We start from the raw sequence: 15,928 nt of genomic DNA, 5'->3' as shown, positions 1-15,928 counted from the left end.
ACTGCCCAGTTGCTACAGGAGGAATTGATATGAAGGTTTCCCAGACAGTTACACTCAATGCACCAGCGGAGCAGGTGTGGGCCTACGTTCGCGATTTTTACAATGTGGCCGAATGGCAGCCGCATATCACGTCGGCCGAACGTGGCGCCAATCCGGGAGAACGCGTGGTGCTGATGAAACGCGGCAACACCGTGCTCGATCGCATTGCCACGCTGGATGACGACAAGATGCTGCTCGCTTACGAAATGGTTCCCGATCAGGTTCTGCCGCCGGGGGTGCCGAAACTGGAGGGCTTTCTGGCGACATTCGCCGTGACTGCGCACGGCGACAAGTCCAGCGTGGACTACAGTATTGTGGTCGAAGTGCCCGAAGCCATCCGCCCGATGGCGGAAAAGGGCATGGGCGGGGATATCGCCGGCGCTCTTGAAGGCCTTTCTGCGAAATTCGGCGCCGCCTGAACGCGGCAAGTGCGATCAGTCGAGCCGCATCGCGCAATGCGATGCGGCTCGACTTGTTTTCGGCCAGCGCCAGCAGATCGGGCAGGGATCAGTTTGCGGCGCTTGTCCGCCAGGTGTACATCGATATTAAGCACCAGATATCAAAATAAAATATTATTTTTCAATATTTTAGATTTATTACTCGACCGCTCGTGGCGACCGAGCGCGGCCTTGATGCATGGCCATCGGCATTGCGCGCACACGGCGCTGTGGTATCCCGCTTTTGATAAAGATCAAAAAAGCCATATGGGAAAAGGTGCACGGGAGATGATCGTTGACCTATAGGCGCATCCGATCACTGACGCGCGGTATCGACGTGCTGCGCTATCTCAACACGGTCCAGGGCGCGCAACCGACCGACATTTGCAAGGAGTTGAGGCTGCCGCGTCCGACGGTTCACCGGATTCTCGACACGCTGGAAGAGATGAAACTGGTCCACCGGGGATATTATTCGCGCGAGTTCCGCCTGACCGATGGTGTCAAGCGGCTTGCCAGGGCGAAGGGCGTGTATGAAGACCTGCGCCAGGCGGCATGGCCAATTATGCACGAATTGACCGCACGGCACGTCTGGCCGTGCGATCTGGCAGTGTTTCATGACAACGCGATGCTGATCGTCGAATCCACGCATCGGTCGAGCCCGCTTTCGTCCGATATCGGTATGGTCGGGCTGTCGCGATCGATGACGTCCAGTCCGCTGGGGCGCGCCTTCCTCAGCCACTGTGATGATGCGCAGCGCGAAGCGATTTTCACCGCGCTCGCTTTGCAGACAAGCGAAAACGACGGGTTGTTGCGTCAGCGCGAGGCCATCGACCGGATGATTGAACAGGGACGCAACGATGGCTTCAGCATGTGCCCGGAATTGCCGCACACGCGCTGTGCCAGCATTGCGGTGCCGATCCGCGTGCGCGGTCATGTGGTCGCCACCATGAACATGGTGTGGAACATCAAGGAACTGACCTTTGCCGATGCCGGGACGCAGCTTGGTGTTCCCTTGCTCGCCGCACGTGACCAGATCGAGCGGCGTCTGGTCGAAATTGATCTGCAACCGCAGGCTGCAGGGCCTGAAGCGCCATCGACGGCATTCGATGGCGCGCTCGGTCCTGATGCGGGCGCGGGCACGTCGCGCGCGGCCTGACCGACGTTTTGTTCACAACTTGCTGAAATGGAGTAATGCCTTGAGCACGATCGGATTTCTTGGAGCCGGGCGCCTTGCCCAGATGCTGGCGCCCAAAGCGGCAAAGGCTGGATGGAAGGTCATTCTGTCCAACTCACGCGGACCCGACACACTGTCGGAACTTGTCGCCAGTATTGATGGCGACGTGATCGCCGCGACCCCGGCCGATATGGTGGCTGCTTCCGATGTGGTCATCCTGGCGATCCGCTGGCCGCAGATCGCCGATGCGACGGCCGGTATCGAATGGTCGGGTAAAGTGGTTGTCGATGCCACCAACAACCGTTTGGGACCAAAGCCCGAGGATCTGATTGATATCGGCGGGGCGCGGTCGAGCGATATTGTTGCCGGACATGTCGCAGGGGCACGGCTGGTCAAGGCGTTCAACCATGAACCGATCCCGGTGTTTGGACAGTCGCTGCCGCCACAGGACGAAGCCAATGTGCTGTTCCTGGCCGGGTCCGATGGCCAGGCCAACGCGCTGGTTGCGCAATTGATCCGCGATCTGGGTGCGGAACCGATCGATCTTGGTCCGATTGACCAAGGGGGTATGCTGATCGCCATGGGCGGGCCGCTGACCAACAAGTTCAAGCTGTTCACCAAGGCCGATGCCCTGGCGGCCATCGCCGCTGTGAACCAATAGCTGATGCTGCGCGCCTGACCGGATATTGATTCGGGCAGGCGTGGCGGCATCCTGCCCACTGCAGTTATCAGGCATTCACGCCCCGGATCACCGCCGGTGACGAGCGCATTGTCGCGCCTGAAATATTTTATTTACAAAGCGCTACACTGATACGCGGGTGTCAAATTGACGGGCGTGCGGCAACCTTATGCTGCACTTTTGCTGCAGTCAGACACGCTCTGGCGACACCAAGCGGACGCTCCGGTTCCAACCGTTGCAAAGGTCGAGGTTGGGCGTGACTTACGCGGAAAGCAAAAGTCCAGTAGGTATAAGGGGAGGCATATGAAACGGTCAGTTGGTCAATATCGTGCGAGCGCGGGTCTCGGTGTGAGCATGATTGCGCTGTTGTCCTTTGCCGGAAGCGCGCAGGCGCAATCCAGTCCCGCGCCAGCCAGGCCTGCGGACAAGGCCACTGCTACAGAAACACCGGAAATCATTGTCACCGCGCAATACCGTTCGCAAAGTCTGCAGACCATCCCGCTCGCAGTCACCGCGATTTCGGCCGAGCAGTTGAAGCAGAAGAACCAGCTTAGCCTCGTCGACCTTGCTGCTTCGGCGCCCAGTGTCACCATCCAGCAGGGCAATTCCGGCTACGGCGCCACGCCTTCGGTCGCTATCCGCGGTATCGGGCAAAACGACTTCAATTTCGCGTTGGAACCGGCGGTCGGTATTTATATCGACGATGTCTACCAGCCTACTCTGTTCGGTTCCCAGTTTGATCTGATGGATCTCGATCGCGTTGAAATTCTGCGCGGTCCACAAGGGACACTTGCCGGCCGCAACTCGATTGGCGGTACCATCAAGCTGGTAACTCATCCCGCTGATGACAGGCTGGAAGGCGACTTGACCGCGGCTTATGGCAGCGCGAACAAGGCGGTGGTGCGCGGAATCCTCAATGTCCCGCTCACAAGCAATCTTGCCGTGCGGGTTTCGAGCTATTTTTCGCGGCAAGATGGCTATGTCGATCGCTACGACTACGCGTGCCTCAACCCCGGCTCGGGCTACACGGCCCTGACAAGTGCGCCCGGTTGTAAACTCGGAACAGAAGGCGGCACCAAGCATTTCGGGACGCATGTCGATCTGCGTTGGACGCCATCGGATCGATTGGACGTCAATCTCGTTGGGGATTTGAACTATACCCGGGATGACCCCGCAGCCACGGTCTTGATCGCGGCGACCAATCCCTATCCGGCCACCGGAAAAACGAATTTCCCGCTATTCGTAACGGGGGGTGGATTTGTAAACTACGCAACTTATGCCGTTCCTGAAGAAAACTGGTATCCTGGGGCGGTCAATCGATCCAATGGTCACGCTGCATCGCTGAAAATCGAATACAAGGTTTCAGACAATGTCACGTTGACTTCGATATCGGCTTATAACGGCTATCACGCGCAGTTCACCGATGATGCCAGCGGCGGACCACTCGACGCATCGGTCGAATATAACAATCTGATTTATGATGCGTATAGCCAGGAGCTTCGCCTGGGTGGGAAAATAGCGGCCTTCGACTGGACCCTTGGCGGATATTATTTTGACGGAGACGGCTATCAAGGGGGGCGATTCAATCTCGGTCTGACCGGGCCGGTGCCGACCGTCACGTCGGCCACGCAATATACGGATTTCACGCAGGGCGACAAAGTCACGTCCAAGAGCAGGGCTCTGTTTGCACACACGGACTGGCATCTGGCTGACAAGACGACGTTGACCGTTGGCGTTCGCTATACGCATGAGCAAAAATACTATCAATTTGTTCGCGCGGCGGTGACCATTCCAGAAAGTATTCTCAACGCATCGGTGAATGGCGATACGGGATTTTATTCCAAGGATATCGTTGACTATCGCGTCAGCCTTGATCAGCGCTGGACGCCCGACGTGATGACCTATGCCACGTTCTCGACCGGCTTTCGCGGCGGCGGTGTCAACCCGCGGCCATTCGTTCCTGCCCAAATCACCACGTTCGGTCCGGAAAAGCTCTACAATTTCGAGCTTGGTACAAAGTCATCGTTGTTCGATCGTAAGCTTGTGCTGGATGGTGCGGTTTTCTACGACATATATGACGCCTTTCAGCGGACCATTACCAATGGCTATGCCGGTTTCCCGGCCTCGGCAGTTCCGCTCAATTCAGGCAACGGAGACCTGTACGGCGCAGAACTCGAGCTGACCGCGCATCCCACTGTTGCATGGTCGGTGGATGGATCGACCAGCTATACGCGCTTCAAGACGACCAGTTTGAGCGCGGACGCGCTCGCTTCGGGGATCACGTATTCGATGGACCCCATCTACATGCCGAGGTGGCGTGCCAATGTTGGTACACAATACAACTTCGACCTTGGTTCGATCGGAACGTTGTCCCCTCGCATCGACGCCAATTATCAGTCATCTCTATACACCAACACCATCAATGCCGCAGTCAATCGGCTTGCTGGACGCACAATTTTGAACGCGCACCTGACGTGGAAGTCGCTCGACAAGCAATGGCGCGTGGCGTTGGATATCAGCAATCTTACCGACAAATACTATTTTCTGAATATTGATGACACACTTCAAGGCAAAGGCACGGTACGGGCAACGCCTGCGCGTCCTCGGCAGTTTGTCCTTACGGCCGAACGCAAGTTCTGACCCGGATCAGGAGCCACTCGCACACCCTTGCGGTTTGCGGGTGGCGCCAATCCTGATGTTTCATGTGAACGGGGATTGCTCCCCCGGCAGCGGGTTGCGCGCCACGTTCATCACCATGGCCAACATGGCATAATATCCGCATATGGCACATAGATCGACGACGCCGGCCTGGCCGAGCAACTGCTCGGCATCGGCATAGGCGGCATCATCGACTGTGGTAGAGCGATGCAGTTGCCGACAAAATGCATGGACGATTGTCTCTGATCTTGACAGCCCCACCGGCTCAGTGTCGGCCGCAATCGCCAGGATTGCCTGGGCGTCAACGCCTGAATCGAGCGCAAGTCTGGAATGTACTGTCCATTCATAATCCTGCCGCCAATGCCTGGCCGTCACCAGAATTGCCAGCTCGCGCAGATTGGCAGGAAGGGCATTGTCGAACCGCAGATAGGCGCCCAGCGCCTGCGCCGGACCAAATACGCCAGGGCTGTTGAGCAGCACTGCAAACGGGCCGCGCACCGATCCCCGTGGGCCCGATGCCAGCGCGTCCGCAGCCGCCCTTTGTTGGGCCGTCATGGCATCCTGGGCAACGGCTGCAATGCGCGGTTCGGGCCTGTTGGGCATCGGGCGATCTTCCCTTCGATCTGGTCTCGCACGCTCATCCCTGACACACCTGCAGGGATCAAGCCCGTGCATCTCGAACGACCGGCTGATGTACGTGTGGCGGACGCGCGGCGAGCGCAACTTGCTTCGTTCGGCCCGGCCACGGCATGACAGCGCCAGCCTATTCGAAGGAGCATAGCTGTGGCGACCGTGATGAAGTCCGTGATCGAAAAGCAGACATATCTGCCGCAGCCTGAGCCTGACTTGACTCCGGAGATGATCATCCGGCGCGCGGTGGAGTTGCGTCCTTTGCTGGTTGCCGATCAGGCCGCCAGCGAAGAGCGCGGGCATTGTGCCGTGGAGATGCACCAGCGTTTCCAGAAGGCCGGTTTCTATCGTATTCTTCAGCCCAAAAGGTACGGCGGCTATGAATTCGATCTGACCGTGTTTGCCCGCGTCATCATGGAAATTGGCCGCGGCTGCCCTGGAACGGCCTGGGGCCTGAGCCTTGCTGCGGGCCATTCGCTGAATGTTGCAGCGGTGTTTCCCAAAGAGGCGCAAGACCTGATTTTTGGCAAAAGCGGGGATTTCTGCGCCCCGGCGCGGGCCGTCCCCAGCGGGACAGCGACGGAAACCGCCGATGGCTGGATTATCGACGGGACCTGGGACTATTGCTCGGGATCACCGCACAGCAATTATGCAATCTTTGGTGTGCGGATCGTCGGTGGCGATCCCGCCGGGCCGCCGCAGATCGGCACGGTGGTTGTGCCGCGCGCGCAGTGTGAACTGCTTGACAACTGGCGCGGATATATCGGCCTGAAGGCCAGCGGATCGAACAGCATGAAAGTCGACAATGCGCTGGTGCCCAAGTCGTTCGTGGTCAACCAGAACCTGTTCGACATCAATGTGCTGGGCGGCACCGTCGGCTATCATCTGCATGGTAATTCCATGTATTCGGGCCGGATGTTCGGTTTCTTTCAGACTGAAATCTCGTCAATCCTCGTCGGCGCCGGCTTCGCAGCGCTCGATGAGTTCGAACGGATTGTTCAGCAGAAGTCTGCTGCACCTGCAGGGCCGATGCCGATGGGTGGTGTGGGCGATCTGGTTCGTCCCCATGGTCTGGCGCTGGGCATGCTCGAAGCGGCGCGCAATGCGGTCATTTCGGGCGCGCAGTCCTACCTCGACTATTGCGCTGCCGGTATCCACGATCCCGAAGCCTACACTGCGTTGGATGACATGCGCATTCAGGCCGGGTTGCAACACGCTGCGCGCCTCGCCTGTGAGGCGGTGGACTTGCTCTACACGTCGGTCGGGACGAGCGCGGCCGCCAAGGATGGTACCCGGTTGCAGCGGTATTTCCGCGACATTTCGATGGCCCGTACCAACCCCGGTCTGGCGGTTGAACGTGCGGCTGTGGCGCTATCCAATCGCACGATCAAGGAACGGTTGAGCCCTGCAGTTGCGGGGTGACCATTTCGCTCAATTCATCTGCAGAAACAAACCCGGCCGCGCCCCGCGAGGGGGCGCGGCCGGGTTTGGCGTTGTCCCGGCGACCGTTCCTGCATGTTTGGTTGTTGCGTGCTGCAGCAGTGCTGGGCAGCCAGATCATCGCCTTTGCCTTGTCGCTGCAGCTCTATCAGACCAGTGGCTCGTTGCTCGATCTTGGCTTGTTGGGCCTGGTCCAGTTCGTCCCCACCATCGCGTTTTCCTTGCCGGCGGGGCAATTGACCGACCGGTTTGCGCCGGGGCGCATCGCCTGTGTTGCGCAATTGTTCAATGCAGCAACTGCGGCGATGCTGTTGATCGCCAACCTGGCCGGGGCACCGCCCGTCACTGTTCTGTTCGCCGCCGCGGTGATGACGGGGGCTACGCGGTCATTCGACCATCCGGTCAATACCGCGTTGCTGCCATTGGTTGTGGAACGGTGGCATGTTGCCGCTGCTGTCGGCTGGACCGCATCGGTGGCGAAGATGGCCACACTGGGCGGGCCGATCCTGGCCGGGGCACTGTTCGCGCTGGAACCCAAGTCCAGTTACACTGCCGCCGTGGTGTTATGCGGGGCAGCGGCAGCGATCGCATTCGCCTTGCCAAGGCCCGCAACGCGTACCGTTGGACATGCCATCGGCTTTCGGTCGGCCTTTACGGGATTTTCGGTCATCTGGCGCGACCGTGTGTTAAGTGGTGCGATGTTGCTTGACTTGCTGGCGGTGCTGCTGGGTGGGGCCACGGCCCTGCTGCCCGCCTATGCGCTGGACGTGTTGCATGCGGGCCCGGTCGAGCTTGGGCTCTTGCGGGCGGCACCGGGCGCCGGTGCTGTGTTGCTCGGCATCTGGCTGGCGCGCCATCCGGTGGCGCGTCATGCAGGGGCTGTTCTGGTCGGTACAACTTTGCTGTTCGGCGTGCTGACCGGCTTGTTCGGGATGTCGCACAACTTTGCGCTCAGCCTGTTGCTGCTGGCCGGGATCGGCGCGGCCGACATGGTGAGCATTCATATTCGCAGCGCGCTCGTGCAATTGCGCACCCCGTCGGAATTGCGTGGTCGGGTCGGGGCTGTGAACGGCATTTTCATTAGCAGTTCCAACCAGATCGGTGCGTTTGAATCCGGCCTTACCGCCAGTTGGTTCGGGTTGGTGCCGGCCGTCGTGGCCGGGGGGATGGCAACCATCCTGGCGACCATAGTGGTTGCTTGGGTGTGCAGGCCGTTGCGGAGAGTCGACCGGCCGCACGATTGAAGCATGACAGATCACGGTACGCCAGGAAACGGCGGTTGGTCGTCGCCGACAATGGCACGCAGATCCTTCGGGATAGCGACCGATTGCGGCGAGAGGGCACCTTGTACGAAACTGCCTGAAAGCAGGAAATCTCGGTTTTCGGCGATTTTTGAAATCGGTCGGGACGTTGTGGAACGCGCCGACTTGGGGCCCGCGCTGTTGCGCAGGCTCGACCGGATCGATCCCGGCCAGCGCCCGTGACACCCGATCGTTCAGGGGATTCCCGCGCCGGCCACATCCACCCGCGTCATCAGGATGCGTGCGGTGTGGTGGGCACGGCACCAGTCGGGATCGTGCCGCTCTGCCGTCAGGATGAACAGCGTGCGTCGGTCGGCGCCGCCCAGTGTGCAGGCAATCGCCTCCTGGTCGGTCGCGATGCGCTCGGTAATGATGCCGCCTTCGCCGACCCGCAAGACTTCGTGCGAGGTGGGCGAGGCGACCCAGACATGGCCTTGCGCATCCAGGCAGATGCCGTCGGGCAGCACTTCGCCGGGCAGATCCGCCCAGTGGCGTGGTTCGACCAGATCGCCGTTGGGCGCGATCGTGAACGCGGTCAGAACGCGCGTCCCGCTTTGGGCAACGATAAGCGTTGTGCCATCCGGAGTGATGACCATGCCGTTGGGAAACCACAGCCCTTCCGCCGCCACCGCGACGGTGCCATCGGGCGCGATCCGGGCAATGCTGGCGGTGCACGGCGCGACCGGCGTGGCGGCCAGATCGAAGCCGAAGTTGCCGACATAGGCCATGCCTTGCGCCGAAACGAGCATGTCGTTGGCATGCCAGGTGGCAATTGCGCCAAGATCGGCGTGCTCGACGAACATGCCAGGTGCAGTCTGGCGCAAGACCTTGCGGTCATGCATGGATACAACCAGCATTGCCCCGTCCGGAAGCCAGCCAAGCCCCGAAACCGGGCCGTCGAACGTTGCCACGATGTCCATCTCGCCGGTTTCCTTCACGCGCAGGACGCGATCGGCATGAATGTCGGAAAGATAGAGCGCGCCATCGTGCCAGCGCGGGGCTTCACCGAAGGCGATGCCGTCGATAAGTGTAACAAGCGGTCTGGTCATGGATTTGCCCTGTTCTGAAATATAGGGATTACTATAATTATGGACATCTGCTGATCCGCCAGCGCTCGCTAGTGTGCCGTGGAAAGGGCCTACCATGCTTGCTTCATGGCTTGAAAATCCGACTCGGGGCCGGCTCTCCAGCGATGTGCCAAGGGTCTCATGTGGCTGAGCGATTGACAATAAAATAGTATAAACTACATTTCTGTGGCTGCAGTTTCGCGGGCGGGATCTCAAAACATGGACGCACAGGCAGGTCAGGCTCGTTTTGAGCCGACCATATCGAAATGGATCGGGCCGGCGCCTAGCGGGCAGGCCGTTGTCGGTTTTCTGGGTATCGGCACGTTATCTCTGGTTGCGGCCGGGGTGCAGCCGCTGGTGTTCGGCGCCCTGGTCACCGAGCATCGGCTGACTGCTGCGGGGTTGGGCTGGGCGATGACCGCGGAGTTCCTGGCGCTGGCCCTGGGCGTCGGTGTGGCGAGCGCGGCGCTGCCCCCGACGGGTTTGCGTGCGCGAGGGCTGCTCGCCGCTGTGCTGCTGCTGCTCGCCAACGTGCTCTGCATGCGGCATGCGGGTCTGCTGATCCTGGCCGATCGCGCGCTGGCCGGATTTTCCGCCGGGGTACTGCTGTCGATCCCGACGGTGATCCTGACGCGCTCGCGTAACGCCGGGCGATGGGGGGCAGTGCTGCTGGTGATGCAGGGGCTGGCGCAATTGCTCTTTGCGGCGGTTCTGCCGCAGACGTTGATGGGCCGGCTGGGCGCAAACGGCGGCTTTCTGGCGCTGGCCGGAACGGCCTGCGTAACCATGGCGTTCTGTCTGCTGGTGCCCGGACGGCTGCCCCCGCTGGAGAGCGTCTCGCCTGAAAACGCCGGATCGGGGAGGCTGTCGGTACCGGCGCTGCTTAGCCTGGTCGTGGTCGTGCTGGTCTATGCCTTCCTGTTCGCCTTTTTCGCTTATATTGGTCAGATCGCGCAGCAGGCAGGGGCCAACGAGCAAGCGGTCGGCGCCATCCTGGCGACCGCGGTGGGGTGCTCCATCGCCGGGTCACTGGTCGCGGTGTTCGTCGCGCAGCGGCTGGCCGCATTTCCCGTGCTGGCGGCGGCGGCAATCGCCAATGTCGTCGCGATCATAGGAGTGGCACAACTTCCCGGGCCAGGGCTGTTCATGGCGCTGGCCGCGCTGTGGGGTTCGTTCTGGGGCTTTCTGATGCCGTATCAGTTGCCGTTCACGATCGAGATCGATCCATCGCGTCGGGCCGCCCTGCTGGTTCCCGGGGCGCAGTCGTTTGGCGCCTCCACCGGTCCGCTGCTGGGGTCGTTCTTCGTAACCGATACGGAAAGTCGGGGGGCGTTGCTGGCGGCCGGGTTTTGCCTGGCTGCGGCCTTCCTGCTTGCGGCGGCCCTGACCGTCCACCGCAAGCGACGGCAACTCAACCGGCTGTGAAACGCCGGATGACATTGCCCAGGATGGTTGAAACCGGGCCGTCGAATCCGTCTCCGTTCCACAAGCTGCCGCAAAAAGTGATCGAGCCGGTGGCAAATACCCCGCCACCGGCCGGCGTTTCGACATAGACCATGTCTGCGCGGGCCAGGCGTTCGGCCGCTTCGCCGGTTACGGTCAGGCTTTCAGTCAGCATTTCTTCGTTGACCAGGGTAATCGTGGGCGGCACGTTCTCGGATGTGGCCAGGATATGGACCTGGCCGGGCGCGCCGTAGAGCGGTTCGGCCCGATCGAGTTCAAACCCGGCTGCGCCGCCGCCCGACAGACCGTAATCCCCGATCACGTCGCCGTCCACGCCCGCAAAGATCCATGCGGCCGAACCCGCGTCCGCCGTCCGGCGGTAATGCGTGGCGACGAAAGGACCTTGCGCGGAAAAGCCGATCCCGGTCAGGCTTTGGGGATGGCGGCCGCTGCGCCGCCACATTCCGCCCAGACAGCCGTCGAGCTGGTGATAATATTCGCCGGGTTCTGCAGCCCATAGCCGGATACCGCCCTCGGCCCGGCGACATTCGATCAGTTCGGGTTGCGCGCGATCGCGGGCGATCCGCCAATAAAAGCCATTGCCGCCCAGATAGGCAAGGTGGCCGCCGCCATCGACATAGTCCTGGAAGGCATCGAGCGATCCGGGCGTGTGATATTCGGGATGGGTCCCGGTCAGCACGCAAGGATAGCTGCGGATCAGATCGGCGCCCTCGTCATCGAGGTCTTCGTCGGTGACGACGTCGAAGGCGATTCCCTTCGCCTCCAGCCAGGCCAGCAGGTGCGTGTCGGCTGGATAATGGCGCACGCCGGACCCGTGGGGATCGTCCTCCCAGACCATGCCCGGACGCATCGTCAGGATTGGCCGATGACGCGAACTGAGACACACGCCCGAGCCGTCCGCGTGCCAGTTGTAGGTCGATCGGCCATAGGAACCGTAGCGGCTGCCGGTATAGGCGCTGCCGCCCCATGCGCGCGCCCGGGCCTGGCTGGCTTCGCTGCGGTTGGCGAAATAGCAATTGGCATAAGCGAGATAAGTGTACGTGGGCGCGACAAAGACGACATCGGCCGTGCGCCGTCCGCGTGGCGGCAGGACGTAAAAGGGAATCCAGTCTTCGCCACCCGCGCAGACCAGGTGGATGGCATAGCTGCCGCTCGGCAACGTTTCGGGAACGGCAAGCGTGAACGAAGCTGACCACCGGCACGATCCGAAATCGTCTTCATGGAAATGGATCGCGCCATAGTGATCGGGCGCATGGCGCCAGGCCGGTTCGTCGCCCGTCCAGCGCTGCCCGGTCACCGCGCGCGTCGGCAGGTTGTGCAATACGCCGTCGCGCGCCTCGGGGCCGACACCGCAGATGGTCTGGGTACCGATGCCCAGGGTAAAATCCCATTCGGCCAGCGGGGTCAGCGCGATGTCCAGATCGTCGGCAACATGCAGCAGCACGCCCAGATAGACGCCGGGCCGCTCGATCTTGCCGGTGAAATGGTGGCGCCGGGGCGTGCCAGACGCCGCAATGCCGATCATGCCGCCATCCGGCAGCGCGAAATCGCCCGGCACTTTGGCGGTGATCGCGACGCCGGCCCGCCGGTGCTGGCGCGCGCCCAGGGTCAGCGTGCGTGATATGGGGTCGAGGCTGATCCATACGCGCGTCCAGCGTAACGGGTCCAGCCTGGCCGCCAGATCCACGGTGTGCGATCCGATCACGGCGCGCAGACCCGTGGCGGTCATTTGTAGCGCAACCGAGGTTGTGCCGTCTTCCTGAGCCAGGACCGTAGCCGTTTCGGGCTGCAGCCGGAACCACACGAGCGCGCTCCAGGTAGTCGCTGCCCCCGACGGCAGCGCTGGTCCCGCTGCGACTTCGCCGAAGGAACCGCTGTCGAGTGGCTGTCGCACCCCCGGGAACGTGCCGGCAAACAGATGATCGAGTTGTTCGAACCGCATTCCAGGTCCTTGCGGATTGCAATCGCCACTGATCACCCGGACGAGTGAGGCGGTATAGTCGCCCGATTCGGCCAGACCGACATAGGCGGTCAGGCTTTCGCCGCCACGCGCAGACAGTCGATCGACGTAGCCGGTGATTGGCATCGCGTCGGTGTTAAGGCGGGGAATGCGCAGGCGTGGCTCGGTCGTCATGGTCTGGTGTATCCTCGAATGTTCCATCAGCAAGGCCGTGCAGCGACGGGCCCCGATAGGGTCGGGCGCGTGACGCGGTGCCTTGCGCTTTCATGCACGATCTGTACGCGCTCCGGCCCGTCGGTAAATCTACTTTTTGCTATATTTCTATAGCGAGGTTCGGCTTTGACCGATCTGCCGTCCTTTGCGGGCAGGGGGCAGATGGCCAGGAATGATCTCCAAACTGAGGCATATTAGAGCCAAAAAAGGGTGCATTCTTGTATTGCAATCTTGTGAATCATCAAACATAGTATTTACTACATCATAAAGTGACGCTGGGCATCGTCGGCATGCCGGCTACTCAGGGCCATAGAGGGGCAAGACACGCTATGAGATTCACATTTGCGCCTGCGACCGCACGGGATATCGCGCTTCTCTCGCTGGCCGGACTTGCGCCTGTGGCGGCTCTGTCCGATCCGGCTTTGGCCGCGGCTGCTTCCGCCACGCCCGCTGCAACGGCCGGTGCCGAAACCGCTCCGGGTGAGGATGAACCGCCGGCAATTATCGTCTCCGCGCAACGGCGGCGGGAAGACGTCCAGCGTGTCCCCGTAAGTGTGAACTCGATCTCGTCGGAGCAGATCAGGAATCTGGGAATCCGGTCGACCGACGACATCGGCAGCTCCGTTCCCAACGTGACGATCTTCAGTCCAAACGGATCCGGCCAGCAGCCGGCCATTGTCATCCGCGGGATCGGGGTCAATGACTTCGACACCAACAATCCCGGCCCCAACGGGATCTACGTCGACGATGTCTTCATCAGCGCGCCGTCGGCCCAGGCATTCGGCCTTTTCGACATAGACCAGATCCAGGTGCTGAAGGGTCCCCAGGGCACTCTGTACGGGCGCAACACCAGCGGGGGAGCGGTGGTCTTCACCTCTGCCCGCCCGACCGATACATTCCAGGCCGATGGCCACGTCGAATACGGCAACTACAACACCGTCAGCGTGAACGGTGCGATCTCCGGCCCGATCACCGACACGCTCGATTTCCGGGTAGCGGCCATTCACAACCAGTCCGACGGATTTGAAAGGAACCTGCTGACCAATTCATCGGCGGGCGGCACCAACAACGAAGCTGTGCGGTTGCAGCTTCAGTGGCATCCAACCGAAAAGCTCAAGGTCCTGCTGAGCGCGACGCTGGGCTATTCGCATGTCGTTCCGCTGGAATATATCGCGCACGGGGCTTTCCAGCCCGGTACGCAAGGCAGTCCCAGCCCGGTAACATGTTCACCGGCACAAGTATCTGCCCAGGAATGCGTCAATCTGTTCGGCTACAAGGCCCCGACAGGTTTTTACGATGGCGAGTGGTCACGCCATGACAAGGGACACAATTTCAGCCAGATCTATCAGTTGCGAGAAGATTACGACCTTGGTCCGGTCGAGCTTACGTCGATTTCGGCATTTATCGGTAACAATCACTATTTTCCCGAAGATTCCGACGGCGGCCCACTCAATACTCTGCAGGTGGTTTATCGTGATCGATCGAACACGTTCAGCCAGGAAATCCGCCTGTCGCAGAATGCTGCGGCATTCCATTGGGTGGCCGGGCTCTATTACATTCACGAAAGCCTCTATCAGGACCAGCCGCTATCGCTGTTCTACAACGGCGATTTGTATGGCGGCTTTGGAATTCCCGCAGGATCGGGCAATTTCGACTATGTGGCCCAGATCCTGCAGGATCGTAGCCATCAGATCACCAATGCGCCCGCTCTTTATGGGCAGGGCGATTATACCTGGCGCAATTTCACCCTCACGTTGGGCGGACGCCTGACTTACGAGAAGAAGACGTTCGCCTATTTTCAATCGACCCAATATCAGGAGGGCGGCCTGGGCAACTATAGCCCGTCGACCGATGTCATTACCGCCGATGAGGCGCAAAGCGACACCAGCTTTACGTGGAAGGCGGGCCTGAGCTATGCTTTCACACCGGCGATCATGGCCTATGGCAGTGTCGCGACCGGCATCAAGAGTGGCGATTTCAACGGAAGTTTCCTCAGCAGCGATGCGCAACAAGCGCTGTTCCAACTACAGCCGGTCAAGCCAGAGCATGTGACCAGCTACGAGATCGGCGCCAAGACCAGTCTTCTTGATCGGCGGCTGACCTTCAACCTGGCTATTTTCTACAACAATTACCGTGACCAGCAGATTTTTGCGCAAGTTCCGCAGGAGATCAACCAAGGCAATGGCCAGCAAATCGAGGATCTGACCAATATTCTCGCGAATGCTGAAAAATCCCATACAGAAGGCGTCGAGGTCGAATTGACCGCCCGTCCGGTGACGGGGCTGACCGTGACCGCGCAACCCGCATGGCTGAACGCCAAGATTGATCGGGCCGGTCTGCCGGCGTTCACCGGCTCGACAAGCCTTGACGGAGACCAGGCGTCGAATGCACCGCATTTCTCTGCCCTGGGCCGGGTCGACTATGCGATGCGCCTGGGCGACGACAAGCGTCTGACGCTCAGTTGGACATCGACCTACCGCAGTCATGTGTTCTTTTCGCCGACGGACGATCCCTATCTGGTCCAGAACGGCTACTGGCTCCACAATCTCAACATCGGGCTGGAATTCGCCAAGGGTTGGAAGCTTGGTGCCTATGTGCGCAACGTGACCGGGACAAAGTATGTGGTCAACGCATCCGATCTGATCTCGCCCTTCGGCGTGGTCAGCGGGGTACCGGGGGCTCCGCGGACGTTCGGCGGATCGCTCGACTACAAATTCTAGTGGTCCGATTCTGACATTTGCTACCGCTATCTGTTGGGTGGTGTGCAAATGTCAGAATCTTTTTGGACCATCAGAGCATCGTGTAGACTCGGGGCCTGTCTCGCGTTCTCAAAGCCGTGCGACATGTCCTGCATTTGAGGCAGATC

General features: G+C 60.7%; 11 protein-coding genes. 8 read left to right on the top strand and 3 right to left on the bottom strand.

Annotation, left to right across the window (positions count from 1 at the left end; genetic code table 11):
• Positions 1–29 precede the first annotated feature (29 nt).
• From AQZ49_RS04960 to AQZ49_RS04945, 4 genes are all read left to right on the top strand, one after another.
• Positions 30–458 (top strand): SRPBCC family protein, encoded by a 429-nt coding sequence (locus AQZ49_RS04960; protein WP_067613600.1) that lies wholly within the window; start codon positions 30–32, stop codon positions 456–458.
• A 313-nt stretch (positions 459–771) separates the two neighbouring features.
• Positions 772–1,632, top strand: a complete 861-nt coding sequence (locus tag AQZ49_RS04955) for an IclR family transcriptional regulator domain-containing protein (RefSeq protein WP_067613598.1) — start codon at positions 772–774, stop codon at positions 1,630–1,632.
• A 40-nt stretch (positions 1,633–1,672) separates the two neighbouring features.
• Positions 1,673–2,311, top strand: a complete 639-nt coding sequence (locus tag AQZ49_RS04950) for an NADPH-dependent F420 reductase (protein WP_082701518.1) — start codon at positions 1,673–1,675, stop codon at positions 2,309–2,311.
• Positions 2,312–2,632: 321 nt separating this feature from the next.
• On the top strand, positions 2,633–4,969 hold the full coding sequence (locus AQZ49_RS04945) for a TonB-dependent receptor (RefSeq protein ID WP_082701517.1): 2,337 nt from the start codon (positions 2,633–2,635) through the stop codon (positions 4,967–4,969).
• Positions 4,970–5,029: 60 nt separating this feature from the next.
• On the opposite strand, the gene AQZ49_RS04940 is transcribed toward AQZ49_RS04945, so the two are convergent.
• Entirely contained in the window at positions 5,030–5,467 is a 438-nt protein-coding gene (locus AQZ49_RS04940; RefSeq protein ID WP_231738858.1) for a carboxymuconolactone decarboxylase family protein, read from the bottom strand.
• 315 nt (positions 5,468–5,782) lie between these two features.
• Here AQZ49_RS04940 and AQZ49_RS04935 point away from each other — a divergent pair, with 315 nt between their 5' ends.
• Positions 5,783–7,039, top strand: coding sequence for an acyl-CoA dehydrogenase family protein (locus tag AQZ49_RS04935; protein WP_067613592.1), 1,257 nt, complete (start codon positions 5,783–5,785; stop codon positions 7,037–7,039).
• Positions 7,036–8,301 (top strand): MFS transporter, encoded by a 1,266-nt coding sequence (locus tag AQZ49_RS04930; RefSeq protein ID WP_255355404.1) that lies wholly within the window; start codon positions 7,036–7,038, stop codon positions 8,299–8,301. Before AQZ49_RS04935 ends, AQZ49_RS04930 begins: the two co-directional genes overlap by 4 nt.
• A gap of 251 nt (positions 8,302–8,552) precedes the next feature.
• On the opposite strand, the gene AQZ49_RS04925 is transcribed toward AQZ49_RS04930, so the two are convergent.
• Entirely contained in the window at positions 8,553–9,407 is an 855-nt protein-coding gene (locus AQZ49_RS04925) for an SMP-30/gluconolactonase/LRE family protein (protein ID WP_067613588.1), read from the bottom strand.
• Positions 9,408–9,644: 237 nt separating this feature from the next.
• Between AQZ49_RS04925 and AQZ49_RS04920 the strand changes: the two genes are divergently transcribed.
• Positions 9,645–10,850: a hypothetical protein gene (locus AQZ49_RS04920; protein WP_067613586.1), complete on the top strand. Its 1,206-nt coding sequence runs from the start codon at positions 9,645–9,647 to the stop codon at positions 10,848–10,850.
• Here AQZ49_RS04920 and AQZ49_RS04915 read toward each other — a convergent pair.
• Positions 10,837–13,023, bottom strand: coding sequence for a N,N-dimethylformamidase beta subunit family domain-containing protein (locus AQZ49_RS04915; RefSeq protein ID WP_067613584.1), 2,187 nt, complete (start codon positions 13,021–13,023; stop codon positions 10,837–10,839). The two genes, AQZ49_RS04920 and AQZ49_RS04915, sit on opposite strands and share 14 nt — an antisense overlap.
• Positions 13,024–13,391: 368 nt before the next feature.
• Between AQZ49_RS04915 and AQZ49_RS04910 the strand changes: the two genes are divergently transcribed.
• On the top strand, positions 13,392–15,782 hold the full coding sequence (locus AQZ49_RS04910; protein WP_197410925.1) for a TonB-dependent receptor: 2,391 nt from the start codon (positions 13,392–13,394) through the stop codon (positions 15,780–15,782).
• The last annotated feature ends 146 nt before the right edge of the window (positions 15,783–15,928 follow it).

Source organism: Novosphingobium sp. FSW06-99 (assembly GCF_001519065.1).
Lineage (GTDB): Bacteria > Pseudomonadota > Alphaproteobacteria > Sphingomonadales > Sphingomonadaceae > Novosphingobium.
Note: the sequence above shows the minus strand (reverse complement) of the source record. Positions and strands in the feature narration are given on the sequence as shown.

What these genes read in the sequence shown, in the direction of transcription:
- AQZ49_RS04960 (WP_067613600.1), top strand. Translation starts at nt 30, where the DNA reads ATGAAGGTTTCCCAGACAGTTACACTCAATGCACCAGCGGAGCAGGTG.
- AQZ49_RS04925 (WP_067613588.1), bottom strand. Translation starts at nt 9,407, where the DNA reads ATGACCAGACCGCTTGTTACACTTATCGACGGCATCGCCTTCGGTGAA.
- AQZ49_RS04920 (WP_067613586.1), top strand. Translation starts at nt 9,645, where the DNA reads ATGGACGCACAGGCAGGTCAGGCTCGTTTTGAGCCGACCATATCGAAA.
- AQZ49_RS04910 (WP_197410925.1), top strand. Translation starts at nt 13,392, where the DNA reads ATGAGATTCACATTTGCGCCTGCGACCGCACGGGATATCGCGCTTCTC.
- AQZ49_RS04945 (WP_082701517.1), top strand. Translation starts at nt 2,633, where the DNA reads ATGAAACGGTCAGTTGGTCAATATCGTGCGAGCGCGGGTCTCGGTGTG.
- AQZ49_RS04935 (WP_067613592.1), top strand. Translation starts at nt 5,783, where the DNA reads ATGAAGTCCGTGATCGAAAAGCAGACATATCTGCCGCAGCCTGAGCCT.
- AQZ49_RS04915 (WP_067613584.1), bottom strand. Translation starts at nt 13,023, where the DNA reads ATGACGACCGAGCCACGCCTGCGCATTCCCCGCCTTAACACCGACGCG.